The following is a 15,209-nucleotide window of genomic DNA, read 5'->3' on the forward strand; positions in this document are numbered from 1 at the left end:
CGCATGCGGCCATCAGGGCTGCTCGGGCGACTCTCGGGGCCGCCCTCCATCCCTATGTGTGGAAGATCCTGCCGATATGTTTGCGCCTTTGTTAAAGAAACTTTTTGGAAGCAAGAACGAGCGCGAAGTCAAACGCATGCTCAAGACAGTACAGGTCGTCAATTCCTTCGAAGAGCAGATGGTTGCCCTGACCGATGAGCAATTGCGCGCCAAGACCGAAGAGTTCAAGGCCCGCATAGCCAAAGGTGAGACCCTCGACCAGTTGTTGCCAGAAGCCTTTGCGGTGTGCCGCGAAGCGGGTAAGCGGGTCATGGGCATGCGCCACTTTGATGTCCAGCTGATCGGCGGCATGACCTTGCACGAAGGCATGATCGCAGAAATGCGCACCGGTGAAGGCAAGACCCTGGTAGCAACCCTGGGTGTTTATCTCAACGCATTGTCGGGCAAGGGCGTACACGTTGTAACCGTGAACGACTACCTGGCTCGTCGAGATGCCAACTGGATGCGTCCGCTCTATGAATTCCTGGGCCTGACGGTCGGTGTTGTCACGCCGTTCCAGCCGCCTCAGGAAAAGCGTGAAGCCTATGCTGCCGACATCACTTACGGCACCAACAACGAATTCGGTTTCGATTACCTGCGCGACAACATGGCTTTCAGCATGGAAGAGAAATTCCAGCGCGAGCTCAATTTTGCCGTAATCGACGAAGTCGACTCGATCCTGATCGACGAAGCCCGTACTCCGCTGATCATCTCCGGCCAGGCCGAAGACAGCTCCAAGCTGTACACCGAAATCAACAAGCTGATCCCGCGCCTTGAGTTGCATGTCGAGGAAGTCGAGGGCGAAGTGACCAAAGCCGGTCATTTCACTATCGATGAAAAGACCCGTCAGGTTGAGTTGAACGAAGCCGGTCACCAGTTCGTTGAAGACATGCTGACCCAGATCGGTCTGCTGGCAGAGGGCGAGAGCCTGTACTCCGCACACAACCTGGGCCTGCTGACCCACGTCTATGCCGCATTGCGCGCCCACAAGCTGTTCAACCGCAACGTTGAATACATTGTTGAAGACGGTCAGGTATTGCTGGTCGACGAACACACCGGCCGTACCATGCCGGGCCGTCGTCTGTCCGAAGGCTTGCACCAGGCTATCGAGGCCAAAGAAGGCCTGAGCATTCAGGCTGAAAGCCAGACCCTGGCATCGACCACCTTCCAGAACTACTTCCGTCTGTACAACAAGCTGTCCGGCATGACCGGTACGGCTGATACCGAAGCGTTCGAATTCCACCAGATCTACGGTCTGTCGGTGATGGTCATTCCGCCGAACAAGCCCCTGGCACGTAAAGACTTCAACGACCTGGTGTTCCTCACCGCTGACGAGAAGTACGCGGCGATTGTGGCTGACATCAAGGACTGCATGGCCAAGGGCCGTCCGGTGCTGGTAGGTACGGCCACCATCGAAACCTCCGAGCACATGTCCAACCTGTTGAAGCAGGAAGGTATCGAGCACAAGGTTCTGAACGCCAAGTTCCACGAAAAAGAAGCTGAAATCATTGCCCAGGCCGGTAGTCCTGGGGCACTGACCATCGCTACCAACATGGCCGGTCGTGGTACTGACATCCTGTTGGGCGGCAACTGGGAAGTGGAAGTGGCTTCCCTTGAGAACCCGACTCCGGAGCAGATCGCACAGATCAAGGCCGACTGGCAAAAACGTCACCAGCAAGTGCTGGAATCGGGCGGCCTGCATGTGATCGCTTCCGAGCGTCACGAGTCGCGCCGTATCGACAACCAATTGCGCGGTCGTGCCGGTCGTCAGGGTGATGCGGGTTCCAGCCGTTTCTACCTGTCCCTTGAAGACAGCCTGATGCGCATCTTCGCCTCTGATCGGGTGAAGAACTTCATGAAGGCCCTGGGCATGCAGTCCGGCGAAGCGATTGAGCACCGTATGGTGACCAACGCGATCGAAAAGGCGCAGCGCAAGGTTGAAGGCCGCAACTTCGACATCCGCAAGCAATTGCTGGAGTTCGATGACGTCAACAACGAACAGCGTAAAGTGATTTATCACATGCGTAACACGTTGCTTGCTGCGGACAATATCGGTGAAACCATCGCCGACTTCCGCAAGGACGTTCTTGAAAGCACTGTCAGCGCGCATATTCCACCGCAGTCGTTGCCGGAACAATGGGACGTCAAAGGTCTGGAGTCGGCTATCGAAACCGGTTTCGGGGTGAAGCTGCCGATCCAGCAATGGCTCGATGAAGACGACCACCTGTACGAAGAAACCCTGCGTGAGAAGCTGCTGAACGAGTTGCTGGCGGCTTATAACGAGAAAGAAGAGCAGGCGAGCCCGGAAGCGCTGCGCACCTTCGAGAAACAAATTGTGCTGCGTGTACTGGATGACTTGTGGAAAGACCACCTGTCGACCATGGATCACCTGCGCCACGGTATCCATTTGCGCGGCTATGCGCAGAAGAACCCGAAGCAGGAGTACAAGCGCGAGTCGTTCAACCTGTTCTCCGAGCTGCTTGACTCGATCAAGCGCGATTCGATCCGTGTGCTGTCCCATGTACAGGTTCGTCGCGAAGACCCGGAAGCAGAAGAGGCTCGTCTGCGTCAGGAAGCGGAAGACCTGGCTTCACGCATGCAGTTCCAGCATGCCGAAGCACCGGGCCTCGATCAGCCCGAAGCGCTGGCTGAAGTGCTGCAGGGTGCCGATGTTGAAGACGTCGTACCGGCTACCGAGCCTGTTCGTAATGAGCCGAAGCTGGGTCGCAATGAGCTGTGCTACTGCGGCTCGGGCAAGAAATACAAGCATTGCCACGGGCAAATCAATTAAAACCCGTTCCAACTGCTGAAGTACCTGCGCCGCGACCGGCATTAGCCGTCGCGGCGTTTTACCATTGAATTTGCGTGCTTTCGCGGCGGCGCACAGAACTTATTTAGGAGCGCGTCATGGCTGTTGGTCTTGGTCCTTTGCCTACTTTGCACCCGGTTGCCGGTTTTGAACTGGGTATTGCTTCTGCCGGTATCAAGCGTGTGGGACGCAAGGATGTCGTGGTAATGCGCTGCGCCGAAGGCTCCAGCGTTGCAGGCGTATTCACTTTGAATGCGTTTTGCGCTGCGCCGGTGATCCTGGCCAAGCAACGTTTTCAGGGCGCGATCCGCTACCTGCTGACCAACACCGGCAATGCCAATGCGGGCACCGGTACCCCGGGTCTGATCGCGGCTGCCCGTACCTGCGACAAGCTCGCTGAACTGGCAGGGGTTGATGCCAATTCGGTTCTGCCGTATTCCACGGGGGTAATCGGTGAGCCGCTGCCGGTCGAGAAAATCGAAGGCGCACTGCAAGCCGCTCTGGACGACCTTTCCGAGGACAACTGGGCACAAGCGGCCACCGGTATCATGACTACTGACACTTTGCCCAAAGGTGCCAGCCGCCAGTTCGAGCACGAGGGTGTAACCATCACCGTGACCGGTATCAGCAAAGGCGCGGGGATGATTCGTCCCAACATGGCCACCATGCTCGGGTACATCGCGACCGACGCCAAGGTTTCCCGTGAAGTGCTGCAAAACCTGCTGCTTGACGGTGCCAACAAGTCGTTCAACCGCATCACCATCGATGGTGATACGTCGACCAACGATTGCTGCATGTTGATTGCTACCGGCAAAGCCGACCTGCCTGAGATCACCGAAGCCAACGGCCCGCTGTTCGCTGCCCTGAAACAGGCAGTGTTAGAGGTCTGCATGGAAGTGGCGCAAGCCATTGTGCGTGACGGTGAGGGTGCAACCAAGTTCGTCACTGTTGAAGTGAATGGCGGCGCTAACCATCAGGAATGCCTGGACGTGGGTTACACCGTTGCCCATTCGCCACTGATCAAAACGGCACTCTTTGCATCTGATCCGAACTGGGGTCGCATCCTGGCCGCTGTAGGCCGTGCTGGCGTACCTGATCTGGACGTGAGCAAAATCGATGTGTACCTGGGTGAAGTATGTATCGCCAGCGGTGGTGCGCGTTCGGTCAGTTATACCGAAGAGCAGGGCTCGGCAGTGATGGCCCGGGAAGAAATCACCATTCGTATCGAACTGGGCCGCGGTGTGTGCAGTGAAACCATCTGGACCACTGACCTGTCCCACGAGTACGTGAAAATCAACGCCGAATACCGCACTTAAATCCGGTTCTGCAACAAGTACCCTGTATTCGTCAAAAGGACGGCCCACCATGAGCTTGCATCTGATCATTGGCGACAAGTTGTACTCATCCTGGTCCTTGCGTGCCGCTCTGGCGCTGGAACTTGCAGGTGTTTCGTATAGCGAACAGATGATCAAGCTGGGTCAGCCCGATACCCGGGCTTTGATCCTGCAGTACTCGGCAACGGGCAAAGTACCCTTGTTGCAGACCGAACACGGCACCATTGCCGATTCTCTGGCAATTGCCGAATACCTGAATGAGCAATTCCCGGCTGCTCAATTGTGGCCGGCAGATATCGCCGCGCGGGCCCAGGCCCGATCGGCATGTGCGCAAATGCACAGCGGCTTTTTTGGCTTGCGGGCAAACTTGCCCTTTGATTTGAGCCACGATCAGGCGTTGGCGTCCATGCCTGCCGAAGCTCGGGCCGATATCGAAAGAATCAGTGCGTTGTGGGCAGAGTGCCGCGCACTGGCAATCGAAAGCGGGCCGTATCTGTTCGGGCCTCTGAGCCTGGTGGACGCTTTTTTCGCACCGGTGGCAGTCCGTCTTCATACCTATCGTGTAGCTCTGTCGGCTGAAGATGCCGCCTATGTTGAAGCCATTTACCAATGGCCCGCGTTCAAAGCCTGGCAACAGGCCGGATTAGAGGAAGTACAAGGGTGAAACGAGTTCATGTGGCTGCGGCCGTTATTCGAGGTACAGACGGTAAAATCCTGATCGCACGTCGTGCAGATTCCCAGCATCAAGGCGGGCTTTGGGAGTTTCCTGGCGGCAAGGTTGAGGCTGGTGAGTCGGTTGAGGCTGCTCTGGGTCGTGAACTGCAAGAAGAGTTGGGGATCAGGGTTGAATCGGCTCGCCCCTTGATCAAGGTGCAGCATGATTACCCTGACAAACAGGTCTTGCTGGATGTCTGGGAAGTCTCGGCCTTTGCAGGTGAGCCACATGGGGTAGAAGGCCAGCCAGTGGCCTGGGTCTCTGCGCGCGAATTGGCTGATTACCAGTTTCCGGCGGCTAACGAGCCGATCGTGGCCGCTGCCCGTTTGTCTGATCAGTACCTGATTACTCCGGACGGGCTGGAAACGCCGGAACTGCTACGGGGGCTGAAGAAGGCCATTGCTGGCGGCATCAAACTGGTTCAGCTGCGAGCCCCCAATGGTTATGACCCCAAGTACCGTGATCTGGCTGTAGATGCTACGGGGTTGTGTGCGGGCAAGGCGCAACTGATGCTCAAGGGGCCACTGGAGTGGCTGGGTGACTTTCCTTCGGCGGGCTGGCATTTAACTGCTGCGCAACTGCGCAAGTACGCGTCCAAGGGGCGGCCTCTGGCGAAAGATCGCTGGCTGGCAGCCTCATGTCACAACGCAGAAGAGTTGGCGTTGGCTGAGCAAATGGATGTGGATTTCGTGACCCTGTCACCGGTTCTGCCCACTCAGACCCACCCTGATGCGCAACCTTTGGGTTGGGAGCAGGCTCAGCAACTGGTTGCCGGCTTCAGCAAGCCGGTATTTTTGCTGGGCGGCCTGGGGCCGGATGATCTTCAACAGGCATGGGCGATTGGTGCGCAAGGTGTTGCCGGGATTCGCGCACTCTGGCCTGAGGCTTGATACGCAATCTGCAGGGGTTCTGGCAGTCGAGTGATTGCGCCCTGATTTAAAACGCTGTGCCTGAATAACCAAACCCGGCGCCTGCCGGGTTTTGCTATGCAGGGCGCGTCGGCCTTCAGTCGTAAATGGCTTTTTTCTTCCAGTCGCCGTCGGTCTCATCTGTTCTGAGTCCCTCGGTCAGTTCATTGACCTCGTCCGTGGACGGCTCAAGCCCGTTCTGCAACATTGCGTTGGCGCGGGCCAGCTGAGCTTCAAACGCCTTGAGCTGGGCGCTGTACTGCGCGTCAGGCTGTTTACGCAGGTATTGCACGCCACGCTCAAAGGCCAGGCGCGCCTGGCCCGGCTGATTCTGCTGCAGGGCCAGCTGGCCAAGGTTGTTGAAAAATTCGATATGCAAGATCACCAGCAGGTGACGGATTTCTTTGAGCCACTGCTTGGCTTCGTTGGTCGCCAGCACTCGATCCTTGGTGGCGCGGGTGATCTGGCCGTGCAGTGTTTCCAGCTGGAAACGCACATCCTTGGCTTTGGCTTCGGTGAGAATCGGGCGCGGAGGGTTGTTGACCGGTATCGACTCGCCTTGCACGAGCAGGGCATTGAGCTCGGCAACCCGGGCTTTCAATGCAGCACTGGATTTGTTCAGGAGTAACAGTCGCTGGGTGGCGTTGAGCTCGAGCCGAGTCAGTAGAAGTTTCAGGGCAGGGGACATCATTTGCCCTGGAAACGTTTCGTTCACTTCACTCAGGCGACGGATGCGGTCGTTGTGCTCGACCTTGAGGCGGGCCTTTTCCAGGTTTTTGTTTTCCACCACATGGTTCATGTAACCGATGGCGATCAGAAGTGCGATCCCGCCTATGACAAGCAGGGCGATCATGGAAGGAGTCAACGTTAGAACCTCTTCAGGGTGGTCTGCCGGCTCTATAAAAAGAAGCTGGGAATCGATAGGTACAAATTGCCATCACCTAATGCTGTCAATCATAACGCCTTGGGAGATGACGGAATATAGACGTCAGGAGTTCGGCGACATACTGCGCATGAAAAAGCCTAAAGGAGAGGGAAGTCATTGATTTCAATATATTTTAAGAATGGGGTTGACGACTTCCCAATCCATCCCTAGAATGCGCGCCAATTGCAGCGTAAAGCGAACAGCCAAACGCATGTAACCAGTGAAGTTGTAGCGTGTCCCCTTCGTCTAGTGGCCTAGGACACCGCCCTTTCACGGCGGTAACAGGGGTTCGAGTCCCCTAGGGGACGCCATTGCGGGAATAGCTCAGTTGGTAGAGCACGACCTTGCCAAGGTCGGGGTCGCGAGTTCGAGTCTCGTTTCCCGCTCCATTTTTAAGCAATCACGCTCTCGGGCGGGGTTGAGTGAAAGCCAAAGCATTAACTTCGGTAAATGTGGTTGGCACTGAAATATACAGTGTATGTTTCGGGCAACGTCCCCTTCGTCTAGTGGCCTAGGACACCGCCCTTTCACGGCGGTAACAGGGGTTCGAGTCCCCTAGGGGACGCCATTATTGCGGGAATAGCTCAGTTGGTAGAGCACGACCTTGCCAAGGTCGGGGTCGCGAGTTCGAGTCTCGTTTCCCGCTCCAAATTTTGTTTTTTGGAGCTACGCATAGTCCAGGAAACATGAAAAATCAGCCATTGGCTGTTTTTTTTTTGCTTCACCCAGCAACTTTGTTTCGACAAGGTTGAGTGAAAAGTCAGAGCGTTAACTGCGGTTAATGCGGCTGACACTGAAATGTACAGTGTACGTTTCGGGCAACGTCCCCTTCGTCTAGTGGCCTAGGACACCGCCCTTTCACGGCGGTAACAGGGGTTCGAGTCCCCTAGGGGACGCCATTATTGCGGGAATAGCTCAGTTGGTAGAGCACGACCTTGCCAAGGTCGGGGTCGCGAGTTCGAGTCTCGTTTCCCGCTCCAAATTTTGTTTTTTGGAGCTACGCAGTTGCAAAAAACTCCAGAAAGCAGCCTTAGGGCTGCTTTTTGCGTTTCAGCGTTTTAATCCCACCGGTACCCCCGCCAAACGCTCTAAGCCCATAACCAAACGATCTGCAAGAAAAGTACGACTCGCGCCACAGATGGATTCAAACCTGTGTTGAGTTCCGCAGATGTCGCATTATTTCGATAGCGCCCAGCGCCGGGACATCCTGGCCTTGTCCCGCACATTCACCGGCCGGACCCAATGGCCCACATGGTTATTGTTGATTGCCGTGCCCGGCGCATGGTTTGCCTTGCTGCTCGGCAGTTCGCTGATTGGCAGTTGGTGGGCCAGCGGATTACTGATTCCGGTTGTAGTGTTGTGGATGTCGCTGCAGCACGAGTTGCTGCACGGTCATCCCACCCGCTTTGAGTGGTTCAACAAGCTGCTGGGCTATGCCCCTTTTGCCGTGTGGTATCCATACACCCTGTACCGCGACAGCCATTTGTTGCATCACCGCGACCATGACCTGACTGTGCCGGGGGTTGATCCGGAAAGCCGCTATTTGAGCCAGGCGCGATGGCAGGGCAGCTCTAAAACGCTGCGCGGCGTGCACTGGTTGAACAAAACCGTGCTGGGACGACTGCTGCTGGGGGCGCCTCTGTCGTTGGCCGGCCTGGCTGGACAAGAACTGCAACGCTTGCTCAGTGGTGATGCCCGGGCCTGGCGCATGTGGCTGACCCACGGTTGTCTGACGCTGCTGATGTTTGCTTTTATTGCCCGCTACAGTGAAGTGACAGTTTGCCAGTATGTATTTTTTGTCAGCGTGCCGGCGCTGTCGGTGGGCGCCATTCGCTCCTTTTATGAACATCGGCCCGCTGTACGTCCCGAGCAGCGCACGGTGCTTAACGAAGCGGGCTGGCCCTGGACCTGGCTGTTCCTGAATCTGAACCTGCATCTGGTGCACCATGATCTGCCTGGTGTGCCATGGTTTTACTTGCCCGCAATCTATCAGGCGCGGCGTGCCCAATGGCAACAACGCAGTGGCGGCTTTCTGGTACGGGGGTATGGCGAATTGATTCGTGGTCACGGCCTGCAGCCGATTGATAGCCCGCAGCACCCGTTCAATTGAACCCACAGGGAGCACCCGATGCCGGGACGTTATGCAGAACTCGTGATGTACGTTGCGCCGCAACCGGTGAAGGTTGCCAGTGAGCAGTGGCTGACTCGAATTGTGGAGCTACTGGATGTACCTCGGCGTGATGGCCGGGGGCTGGAGTTGCTTGAGTTGTTCAGGTCCCCGGATCTGTTGCTGACCCAGACCTGTGGTTACCCGCTGATGACCCTGTTGCGCGGTCAGGTGCAGCTGGTGGGTCGCCCGCGCTATGAACTGAATGACAGCAGCGCGGGCAACCACTGCAGTTTGATCGTCAGCCGCGCCACCGACCCGCGTACCGATCTGGCTGACTTCAAGGGCAGTCGCGGGGTGATCAACGACCTGCACTCCAACAGCGGCATGAACCTGTTTCGTCACCGTCTGGCGCCGTTGCAGCAGGGTGGACGATTCTTTGCCAGCGTGGCCATCAGCGGTGCCCATCAACAAAGCCTGCGCCATGTGCGTGAAGGATGGGCTGACCTGGCTTGCATCGACAGTGTCACCTTTGACTGTCTGGCCCGTTACGCCCCGGCAGAGGTTGCGGGCTTACGCACTGTGGCACGTACCGAAAACAGCCCCACCTTACATCACCGCGCTCGGCACCGGGCGCGGTGGTGCAGAGCAGATTCGCCGGGCAATGAATCAGGCTTTGCAGCAATTGCCGCAGGTCAGGGCTGTATTGGGTGTGCAGGAGGTATTGCCGGTCAGCGAAGTGGATTATCAACCTGTACTCGATCTTCAGCGAGTCGCCACCGAATGTGGATATGCAGTACTGGCTTAGATGTTTTTTTAGTCAAATAACGAATAACTAAATGTGTTTTTAGTATTTAAATTGAATAAATGCCTTTGATAGGATCGCCGCACCGGATCACCGGACATACCGTTTTTACTTCTTTTGGAGCCTTTATGTCCGGCGCCGACACCTCTCACCGAGACTATGTGGGACTGCTTTATCGCACCCATCATGGCTGGCTGCAGGCGCGTTTGCGCCGCTACCCCGGTTCCAGCAGCTACGCTGAAGACATTGCGGCCGAAACCTTTACCCAGCTTTTGAGCGTCGGGCAGGGGATGTCGATCCGCGAACCCCGTGCCCTTTTGACCACCATTGCCCGACGCTTGATTTACCAGCGCTGGCGCCGCCGAGACGTGGAGCAGGCGTATCTGATGAAGATGCAGCATGAACTTGCGCTTTGTTCGCCATCACCCGAGGCGCTGGCCCAGGCTCATCAAGCCTTGCAGATGATTGACGCGCTGCTCGACGGTTTGCCGCAAAAGGTTCGGAACACTTTTCTGCTCTCAAGGGTCAATGGTCTTACGTATCCAGAAATAGCGGCGCAGTTGGGTATTTCCCGGCGCTCTGTCAGCGATTACATGAGCCTTGCCCTTGGCCGCTGCTTGATAAGCGACGCTGCACTGCCGAAACAAAGCCCCTTCATAACAAGAGACTCGCTATGAACAACCTTAAACAATGGCTCGGCGGCACGCTGCTGGCACTGGGGATCGCAACGCAACCGGTATTGGCCGCGCCTGCGGCTGCACCCGTGCACTTCGGTGATATCACTTGGGAAAGCGGCAGCCTGATCACTGAAGTACTGCGTTTAATTACCGAAAAAGGCTACGGCGTTGCCACGGATACCTTGCCCGGCAGTACCGTCAGCCTCGAAGCGGCGCTGGCCAAAAACGACATCCAGGTGATTGGCGAAGAATGGGCAGGGCGCAGCCCGGTGTGGGTCAAGGCCGAGGCTGAAGGCAAGGTGTTCGGTCTGGGTGACATCGTCAAAAACGCCAGTGAGGGTTGGTGGGTGCCGGAGTACGTGGTCAAGGGCGACCCTGAAAAAGGCATCAAGGCCGTGGCCCCCGACTTGAAGTCGGTAAAGGATCTGGCGCGCTATAAAGAAGTATTCCGCGATCAGGAAGACCCGAGCCGCGGGCGTTTTCTCAATAGTCCGACCGGCTGGACCTCTGAAATTGTAAACAGTCAAAAGCTCAAGGCTTATGGCCTGGACAAGGATTTTGTAAATTTCCGCACCGGCTCGGGCGCTGCGCTGGACGCAGAAGTCAGTTCTTCGATTCGCCGTGGCAAGCCCGTGTTGTTTTACTACTGGTCGCCAACCCCGCTGATCGGGCGCTATAAGCTGATCAAGCTGGAAGAACCGGCGTTTGATGCCGAAGCCTGGAAAACCCTGGCTGATGCCAACAACCCCAATCCCAAAGGTACGAGCTCATTACCGGCAAAACTGGCCATTGGTGTATCGGCCCCCTTTAAAGCTCAATACCCGCAGTTAGTGGAGTTCTATGAAAAAGTCGATTTCCCTATCGACCTGTTGAACACCACCCTGGCCCGGATGAGCGAAAAACGTACCGAGCCACGCAAGGCGGCAGAAGCCTTTTTACGTGAACAGCCGCAGATCTGGCATGCCTGGGTCACCCCCGATGCCGCGGCCAAGGTCGATGCGGCCCTCAAAGCCGATTAACGCTTTCAATCAAGCAAGAGCACGGCATGTTCCCTGAAAATTTGACGTTTTCCATCGCCGCTTGGGTCAATGATGGAGTTGATGCACTGGTGAGCAATTACGGGGATGTGTTCCGGCACATCTCCGACACTTTGCTTTGGGCCATTATCAACCTCGAAACCCTGCTGCGCCTGACCCCCTGGTGGTTGATGCTGGCCATTGTCGGTGCCATAGGCTGGCACGCCACACGTAAAATCCTCAGTACCCTGTTGATTGTCGGCCTGTTGTTTTTAGTGGGGGCGGTCGGCCTGTGGGACAAACTCATGCAAACCCTGGCATTGATGATGGTGGCCACGGTTATTTCGGTGTTGCTGGGGATTCCGCTGGGGATTCTGGCGGCCCGCAGCAATCGCTTGCGTGCGGTGATGATGCCGTTGCTGGACATAATGCAAACCATGCCCAGTTTTGTGTACCTGATTCCGGTGCTGATGCTGTTCGGCCTGGGCAAGGTTCCGGCGATCTTTGCCACGGTGATCTATGCCGTGCCGCCACTGATCCGTCTGACTGATCTGGGCTTGCGCCAGGTCGACCGGGAGGTGATGGAAGCGATCAACGCTTTTGGTGCCAATCCATGGCAGCAACTATTCGGTGTGCAATTGCCGCTGGCCATGCCCAGCATCATGGCCGGGATTAACCAGACCACCATGATGGCGCTGTCGATGGTAGTCATCGCCTCAATGATCGGTGCCCGGGGGCTGGGTGAGGATGTGCTGGTGGGCATTCAGACACTCAACGTCGGCAAAGGCCTTGAAGCGGGGCTGGCGATTGTGATTCTGGCCGTGGTTATCGACCGGATCACCCAGGCCTATGGCCGGACTCGGCACGGGGAGCAAAAATGACCCCGGTGGCCCTCGACAAGATCGAAGTACGCAACGTTTTCAAGGTGTTTGGCAGCCGCGAAAAAGAAGTCATGACCCTGCTCCGGGAGGGCCTGAAAAAGGAACAGGTACTGGCGCAAACCGGTTGTGTGGTGGGGGTCAATGATCTGTCCTTGTCGATTCGCGCGGGTGAGGTGTTCGTCATCATGGGGTTGTCCGGCTCGGGCAAGTCGACGCTGGTGCGCCACCTCAACCGTCTGATCGACCCCACCAGTGGCCAGATCCTGGTGGATGGTGAAAACATCCTGGATTACGACATGCCTGCCTTGCGCCAGTTTCGACGGCACAAAATCAGCATGGTGTTTCAGGGCTTTGGCTTGCTGCCCCATCGCAACGTGCTGGAAAACGTGGCCTACGGCCTCAAGGTGCGCGGCGAGAGTAAAGGTCAGTGCAATGAGCGGGCGCGGCACTGGATATCGATGGTCGGGCTGCAGGGCTATGAACAGGCTTTCGTGCAGCAACTGTCGGGAGGCATGCGCCAGCGAGTAGGGCTGGCGCGGGCTCTGGCGACTGACACCGACATTATTCTGATGGATGAAGCCTTCAGCGCGCTGGACCCGTTAATCCGTGCAGAAATGCAGGATCAGCTGCTGGAGCTACAGCGAACCCTGGAAAAAACCATTGTTTTTATCACCCACGACCTGGATGAAGCGCTGCGTATTGGTAATCGCATCGCCATGCTCAAGGACGGGCAGCTGATTCAGGTGGGGACGCCGCAGGAAATCCTGCTGAGCCCCGCGGACGATTACGTGGAGCGTTTTGTACAACGTCATCGGGCCAGGCTTATTTGACCTCATAGCGCACGGACAGCACGCCCTTTTTCTGGCCAACCGACAGCACGCTGACGGCATGTAACGCGGCCAATGAGCGGACATGGGTGCCGCCACAGGGATAACCCGGCAAGTCGCCAAAGCGGATAACCCGTTGCCCGGAGTCGTGCTGCATGTGCCTTGGCAAGTCGGCTCTTATCCATTGCTCAAGATGCTGTTCGATGGTTTCGGGCTCCAGCACTTGCGGATTATCGCCGGGGGTGAAGCTTACCCGGCATTCGCCCGGCCAGTGGTGGGCCTTGGCGGGAATCCAGCCTGCCTGCTCACCCAGAACGCCAATCAAGTGCCCGGCCGAGTGCAGGCGCGCATTTAGATGGCGGCGTGTCGCGTCAACTTCTGCCCGTGCCGGGCCTGGCAAAACCGGCTGTTTGAGGTAATGCACGATGGCGTCCTGTTCTTGCAGTACTTTCACCACTTCACTGTCTGCAATCCAGCCAGTATCAGATGGCTGCCCACCGCCCTGAGGGTGGAAGGGCGTGGCATTGAGGACCACTGCAAAGCCGTCTTCGTGGGGCGTACAGCGCAGAACCTCGACCTCTGCGGTCAGTGCGTCATCGGTAAAAAACAGGCGTTGGGTCATGGTTCTATCCTGGAGGGTTTCTTTTTCCAGTATAGGGGCGGCCCTTGAGTGTGATAATCCATCCAAATTTCAATGGACCTGTGCGTTGTGAGCATAAATCTCCCGCTGTCGTTATTGGCTGAAATGGTGATTTTCGTAAAGGTGGTCGAGGCCGGGAGTTTTTCCGCAGCTTCGCGTCAGCTTTCAATGTCGCCTTCAGCGGTCAGTCGCAGTATTTCGCGGCTGGAAAAAGCTCTGGCCATCCGTTTGCTGCAACGGACTACGCGCAAGTTGCGCCTCAGCGATGCCGGAGAAGAGGTTTTCAAGCGCTGCCTTGAGGTAACGGGCGCGGCGCAGTCAGTGATGGATTTAAGCGGGCGCTTTACCCTGGAGGCCGAAGGGCTGATCCGGGTCAGCGTGCCCAAAGCCGTGGGGCGCTATGTGATACACCCGCATATGCCCGAGTTCTTGCGGCGCTATCCCGGGGTTGATGTGCAATTAATTCTTGAAGATCGCTATGTCGACCTGATCGATGACAACGTTGACCTGAGCATCCGCATTACCGATCAGCCGCCACCGGGCCTGGTGGGACGCCAGCTGTTTGTGATTGAGCATTTGCTGTGTGCCACGCCGGGTTATCTGGCAGAGCACGGGGTGCCGCAACAGCCCGAGGACTTGCGTGATCACAGCTGTATTTATCTGGGGGAGACCCCGGTGGATGCGCGCTGGAAGTTCAGGCAGGGCGCCAAGTCAGTGACAGTCGGGGTACGTGGCCGTTATGCGGCCAACCATACGGGCGTAAGGCTGGACGCGGTGTTGCAGCATATCGGGATTGGCAGTCTGCCGTACTTCACGGCGTGTCAGGCGCTGGAGCAGGGGCTGATTGTACAAGTGCTGCCGGCGTGGAATTTTATCGCCTCCTACCACGGAGCTGCGTGGTTGTTGCATGCCCCTTCGCGCTATATGCCACCCAAATTGCGGGTGTTTATCGATTATCTGGTGGAGCGCCTGGGGCAAGAACCGCTGCGGCCCTGACAGTGGCATGGGGGCATCAGTACTGGAGGCACAAAAAAGCCCGCCAGGTAAACCGGGCGGGCTTTTAGAATCGGGCGCCTGGCGCGTCAATCAGTGCTGCGGGCTGTCTTCGTTGGTCGGCAGCGCCATAAATTGCTTTTCCTGGTTCCAGTCGAATGGTTCGCCGTTTTGTTCGGCTTCAAAGCGACGTTCTTCCAGGGCTTCGTACATGTCCAGCTCTTCATCGGACAAGAAGTTAAAGCACGCGCCGCCGAAGAACCACAGCAAATCGCGAGGTACCAGGTGGGCGATTTGCGGATAGCGTTCGATCACCTGACACAGGATGTCCTGGCCCAGATACTGGCTGCTGTCAAAGTCGGTCAGCAGGCCGCTTTTCATTTCATCGAAGCGTTCCAGGAACAGGGCATGGCTTTCTTCCGGGATCTGTTCGGCATCACCGACAGCAACCAGGATACTGCGCAACATATCGAGCAGGGCTAGGTTATGGTTGAGATCGTTGGTGGCCATTGCGGTGTCCTCTAGAGCAAAAC

General features: G+C 56.9%; 13 protein-coding genes, 6 tRNA genes and 1 pseudogene. 17 read left to right on the top strand and 3 right to left on the bottom strand.

The genetic code is table 11. The features are described from left to right. The first annotated feature begins 76 nt into the window (after nucleotides 1–76). The 4 genes from secA (at nucleotide 77) to JQ848_RS06035 (ending at nucleotide 5,787) form a co-directional block, all read left to right on the top strand. Nucleotides 77–2,830 (top strand): preprotein translocase subunit SecA, encoded by a 2,754-nt coding sequence (gene secA, locus JQ848_RS06020; protein WP_202210355.1) that lies wholly within the window; start codon nucleotides 77–79, stop codon nucleotides 2,828–2,830. A 116-nt stretch (nucleotides 2,831–2,946) separates the two neighbouring features. Continuing rightward, the gene (gene argJ / locus JQ848_RS06025; RefSeq protein ID WP_003442593.1) at nucleotides 2,947–4,164 is read left to right on the top strand and encodes a bifunctional glutamate N-acetyltransferase/amino-acid acetyltransferase ArgJ; all 1,218 of its coding nucleotides are present in this window, start codon (nucleotides 2,947–2,949) and stop codon (nucleotides 4,162–4,164) included. Nucleotides 4,165–4,213: 49 nt separating this feature from the next. Then, nucleotides 4,214–4,846, top strand: coding sequence for a glutathione S-transferase (locus JQ848_RS06030; protein ID WP_202210356.1), 633 nt, complete (start codon nucleotides 4,214–4,216; stop codon nucleotides 4,844–4,846). Continuing rightward, on the top strand, nucleotides 4,843–5,787 hold the full coding sequence (locus tag JQ848_RS06035) for a Nudix family hydrolase (RefSeq protein ID WP_160626938.1): 945 nt from the start codon (nucleotides 4,843–4,845) through the stop codon (nucleotides 5,785–5,787). The genes JQ848_RS06030 and JQ848_RS06035 overlap by 4 nt, the downstream gene beginning before the upstream one ends. Nucleotides 5,788–5,902: 115 nt before the next feature. Here JQ848_RS06035 and JQ848_RS06040 read toward each other — a convergent pair whose 3' ends face one another. Next, complete coding sequence (locus JQ848_RS06040) at nucleotides 5,903–6,658, bottom strand: hypothetical protein (RefSeq protein WP_202210357.1); 756 nt, start codon at nucleotides 6,656–6,658, stop codon at nucleotides 5,903–5,905. A 307-nt stretch (nucleotides 6,659–6,965) separates the two neighbouring features. Between JQ848_RS06040 and JQ848_RS06045 the strand changes: the two genes are divergently transcribed. From JQ848_RS06045 to JQ848_RS06100, 12 genes and pseudogenes are all read left to right on the top strand, one after another. Then, nucleotides 6,966–7,041, top strand: a tRNA-Glu gene (locus JQ848_RS06045). A gap of 2 nt (nucleotides 7,042–7,043) precedes the next feature. After that, a tRNA-Gly gene (locus tag JQ848_RS06050) sits at nucleotides 7,044–7,119 on the top strand. A 103-nt stretch (nucleotides 7,120–7,222) separates the two neighbouring features. Continuing rightward, nucleotides 7,223–7,298 (top strand) — tRNA-Glu (locus JQ848_RS06055). A gap of 5 nt (nucleotides 7,299–7,303) precedes the next feature. Then, nucleotides 7,304–7,379 (top strand) — tRNA-Gly (locus JQ848_RS06060). Nucleotides 7,380–7,553: 174 nt separating this feature from the next. Further along, a tRNA-Glu gene (locus JQ848_RS06065) sits at nucleotides 7,554–7,629 on the top strand. Between the two features lie 5 nt (nucleotides 7,630–7,634). After that, a tRNA-Gly gene (locus JQ848_RS06070) sits at nucleotides 7,635–7,710 on the top strand. 188 nt (nucleotides 7,711–7,898) lie between these two features. After that, the gene (locus tag JQ848_RS06075) at nucleotides 7,899–8,840 is read left to right on the top strand and encodes a fatty acid desaturase (protein WP_202210358.1); all 942 of its coding nucleotides are present in this window, start codon (nucleotides 7,899–7,901) and stop codon (nucleotides 8,838–8,840) included. A gap of 18 nt (nucleotides 8,841–8,858) precedes the next feature. Further along, a pseudogene (locus tag JQ848_RS06080) lies at nucleotides 8,859–9,645 on the top strand (phosphate/phosphite/phosphonate ABC transporter substrate-binding protein). A 125-nt stretch (nucleotides 9,646–9,770) separates the two neighbouring features. Then, on the top strand, nucleotides 9,771–10,319 hold the full coding sequence (locus tag JQ848_RS06085; RefSeq protein ID WP_003442573.1) for a sigma-70 family RNA polymerase sigma factor: 549 nt from the start codon (nucleotides 9,771–9,773) through the stop codon (nucleotides 10,317–10,319). Then, the gene (locus tag JQ848_RS06090) at nucleotides 10,316–11,338 is read left to right on the top strand and encodes an ABC transporter substrate-binding protein (protein WP_010655782.1); all 1,023 of its coding nucleotides are present in this window, start codon (nucleotides 10,316–10,318) and stop codon (nucleotides 11,336–11,338) included. Before JQ848_RS06085 ends, JQ848_RS06090 begins: the two co-directional genes overlap by 4 nt. A 26-nt stretch (nucleotides 11,339–11,364) precedes the next feature. Continuing rightward, complete coding sequence (locus JQ848_RS06095) at nucleotides 11,365–12,216, top strand: ABC transporter permease (protein ID WP_161718149.1); 852 nt, start codon at nucleotides 11,365–11,367, stop codon at nucleotides 12,214–12,216. After that, on the top strand, nucleotides 12,213–13,046 hold the full coding sequence (locus JQ848_RS06100; RefSeq protein ID WP_127196186.1) for a quaternary amine ABC transporter ATP-binding protein: 834 nt from the start codon (nucleotides 12,213–12,215) through the stop codon (nucleotides 13,044–13,046). Before JQ848_RS06095 ends, JQ848_RS06100 begins: the two co-directional genes overlap by 4 nt. On the opposite strand, the gene JQ848_RS06105 is transcribed toward JQ848_RS06100, so the two are convergent. Further along, nucleotides 13,039–13,665, bottom strand: coding sequence for an alanyl-tRNA editing protein (locus tag JQ848_RS06105; protein WP_010655783.1), 627 nt, complete (start codon nucleotides 13,663–13,665; stop codon nucleotides 13,039–13,041). The genes JQ848_RS06100 and JQ848_RS06105 overlap by 8 nt on opposite strands. Before the next feature lie 87 nt (nucleotides 13,666–13,752). On the opposite strand from JQ848_RS06105, the gene JQ848_RS06110 reads away from it, so the two are divergent. Continuing rightward, on the top strand, nucleotides 13,753–14,679 hold the full coding sequence (locus JQ848_RS06110; RefSeq protein WP_202210359.1) for a LysR family transcriptional regulator: 927 nt from the start codon (nucleotides 13,753–13,755) through the stop codon (nucleotides 14,677–14,679). A gap of 90 nt (nucleotides 14,680–14,769) precedes the next feature. Here JQ848_RS06110 and JQ848_RS06115 read toward each other — a convergent pair whose 3' ends face one another. After that, nucleotides 14,770–15,186, bottom strand: a complete 417-nt coding sequence (locus JQ848_RS06115) for a PA2817 family protein (RefSeq protein ID WP_003442567.1) — start codon at nucleotides 15,184–15,186, stop codon at nucleotides 14,770–14,772. Nucleotides 15,187–15,209: the final 23 nt, after the last annotated feature.

This window comes from Pseudomonas paraversuta (genome assembly GCF_904067025.1).
GTDB classification, from domain to species: Bacteria; Pseudomonadota; Gammaproteobacteria; order Pseudomonadales; family Pseudomonadaceae; genus Aquipseudomonas; species Aquipseudomonas paraversuta.

What these genes read in the sequence shown, in the direction of transcription:
- JQ848_RS06095 (WP_161718149.1), top strand. Translation starts at nt 11,365, where the DNA reads ATGTTCCCTGAAAATTTGACGTTTTCCATCGCCGCTTGGGTCAATGAT.
- argJ (WP_003442593.1), top strand. Translation starts at nt 2,947, where the DNA reads ATGGCTGTTGGTCTTGGTCCTTTGCCTACTTTGCACCCGGTTGCCGGT.
- JQ848_RS06040 (WP_202210357.1), bottom strand. Translation starts at nt 6,658, where the DNA reads ATGATCGCCCTGCTTGTCATAGGCGGGATCGCACTTCTGATCGCCATC.
- JQ848_RS06085 (WP_003442573.1), top strand. Translation starts at nt 9,771, where the DNA reads ATGTCCGGCGCCGACACCTCTCACCGAGACTATGTGGGACTGCTTTAT.
- secA (WP_202210355.1), top strand. Translation starts at nt 77, where the DNA reads ATGTTTGCGCCTTTGTTAAAGAAACTTTTTGGAAGCAAGAACGAGCGC.
- JQ848_RS06090 (WP_010655782.1), top strand. Translation starts at nt 10,316, where the DNA reads ATGAACAACCTTAAACAATGGCTCGGCGGCACGCTGCTGGCACTGGGG.
- JQ848_RS06075 (WP_202210358.1), top strand. Translation starts at nt 7,899, where the DNA reads ATGTCGCATTATTTCGATAGCGCCCAGCGCCGGGACATCCTGGCCTTG.
- JQ848_RS06105 (WP_010655783.1), bottom strand. Translation starts at nt 13,665, where the DNA reads ATGACCCAACGCCTGTTTTTTACCGATGACGCACTGACCGCAGAGGTC.
- JQ848_RS06115 (WP_003442567.1), bottom strand. Translation starts at nt 15,186, where the DNA reads ATGGCCACCAACGATCTCAACCATAACCTAGCCCTGCTCGATATGTTG.
- JQ848_RS06100 (WP_127196186.1), top strand. Translation starts at nt 12,213, where the DNA reads ATGACCCCGGTGGCCCTCGACAAGATCGAAGTACGCAACGTTTTCAAG.
- JQ848_RS06030 (WP_202210356.1), top strand. Translation starts at nt 4,214, where the DNA reads ATGAGCTTGCATCTGATCATTGGCGACAAGTTGTACTCATCCTGGTCC.